Source organism: Rathayibacter sp. AY1E8, from assembly GCF_002931415.1.
GTDB lineage: Bacteria > Actinomycetota > Actinomycetes > Actinomycetales > Microbacteriaceae > Rathayibacter.
In genome coordinates this window covers 1-1,870 of sequence record NZ_PSVI01000110.1, presented here as the reverse complement: position 1 = coordinate 1,870, position 1,870 = coordinate 1, and the positions used below count along the sequence as shown (strand labels likewise).

Genomic DNA, 1,870 nt, shown 5'->3' with positions numbered 1-1,870 from the left:
GCCCCACCCCCTGCACCACCCCGCCACTCGGGAGCCGGGACGCTCCTGAGGCGTCCCGGCTCCCGAGTGGCGGGGTGGTGCAGGGGGTGGGGCTGGTGATCCGGGATCAGGAGGCGGCGATCGCCTCGGTGACCGCGGAGCGGGCGTCGGCGGCGCTGTCGGCGGCGAGAGCGAGCTCCGCGTACCGCTTGGCGTCCTCGAGGGTGTGCTCGGCCAGCTCGGCGCGGACGTCGGCGAGAGCCGACGGCGACATCGAGAGGGTGGTGGCGCCGAGGCCGACGAGGACCACGGCGAGCAGCGGGTCGGCGGCGGCTTCTCCGCAGATCCCGACGGGCTTGCCCAGCGCCGCTCCCGCGCGGCCGACCTCGCCGACGAGGCGGAGCACGGCCGGGTGCCACGGGTCCTGGAACGCCGAGACCGTGCCGAGCATGCGGTCGGCGGCGAGCGTGTACTGGGTCAGGTCGTTGGTGCCGATCGAGGCGAAGTCCGCGACTCCGAGGATGCGGTCGGCGAGCAAGGCGGAGGAGGGGACCTCCACCATCACTCCGGCGGTGCGGATGCCGAGCTCCCGCGCCATCGAGGTGAAGTAGCGGGTCTCGTCCACGGTCGCGACCATCGGCGCCATGACCCAGAGGTCGGCGTCGGTCGCGGCATCGGCTTGGGCGAGGGCGGTGAGCTGGTCGCGGAGGATCTGCTCGCTGGCGCGGAGGGCGCGCAGTCCGCGGAGACCGAGGGCCGGGTTCTCCTCGTGGTCGTCGTTGAGGAAGCTCAGCGGCTTGTCGGCGCCGGCGTCGAGCGCGCGGACGACGACCTTGCGGCCGGGGAACGCGGCGAGCAGGCGCGTGTACTGCTCCGCCTGCTCGGCGACCGAGGGCGCCTCCTTCGCGTCGAGGAAGAGGAACTCGGTGCGGAACAGCCCCACTCCCTCGGCGCCGAGCTCGACCGCGTTCGCAGCGCCGTCGGCCGAGCCGAGGTTCGCGAGCAGCGGCACGGCGTGGCCGTCGGCCAGCGCGCCGGGGACGACCGGTGCGGCGAGCATCTCGGCGCGCTCGGCGATCGAGGACTTCGCGGCGCCGATCTCGGCGTCCGAGGGGTTCACCGTCACGACGCCGGAGGTGGCGTCGAGGATGACGAGCTGGCCGTCCCGCAGGTCGAGGGCGCCGGTGGTGCCGACGATGGCGGTGATCGACTTCTCCCGGGCGAGGATCGCCGTGTGCGAGGTCGGTCCACCGTCGCTGGTGATCAGGCCGAGGACCTTCTCGAGGTCGAGCAGCGCCGTGTCGGCCGGAGCGAGGTCGCGGGCGACGAGCACGAACGGCTCGTCCGACTCGGGGACGCCGGGAGCGGCGACGCCGCGCAGGTGCGCCACGACGCGCTGCGAGACGTCGTCGAGGTCGGTCGCGCGCTCGGCCATGTAGCCGCCCATCGCCACGAGCAGGTCGCGGAAGCCGGCGAAGGCCTCGTGCACGGCGCGCTCCGCGGTCTTGCCCCCGGCGATCCGCGCCTTGACGTCGTCCGCGAGGGACGGGTCCTCGGCCATCAGGGCCTGGGCGTCGAGGACGTCCTTCGCCGAGCCGCCGGCCCGCTCGCCTCGGTGGCGGATCGTCGCGGCGGTGGCGGAGAGCGACGAGACGGCGCGCTCCTCCTCCTGGGCGACGCTGCGGGTGCTGGCGGTGTCCTCGGGTTCGGGCAGCGGCTCCGGCATGCGCAGGACCGGCCCGAGGGCCAGCCCGCGTCCCACTCCGGTGCCCTGGAGCTTGGCGGAGGCGTAGGCGGTCTGAGGAGTGGACAGCGTCATGGGTGCTCGTTCCTGTCGTGCGGAGTGCGGGCGGGAGAAGAGGATGCGGGGGGCCAGGAGGAGGAGCGCGCC

The 1,870-nt window shown here is 74.4% G+C and carries 1 protein-coding gene; it reads right to left on the bottom strand.

The genetic code is table 11. The features are described 5' to 3' along the window. Window positions 1-106 precede the first annotated feature (106 nt). Window positions 107-1,705, bottom strand: a complete 1,599-nt coding sequence (gene ptsP / locus C5C74_RS16815; protein WP_258069271.1) for a phosphoenolpyruvate--protein phosphotransferase — start codon at window positions 1,703-1,705, stop codon at window positions 107-109. Window positions 1,706-1,870: the final 165 nt, after the last annotated feature.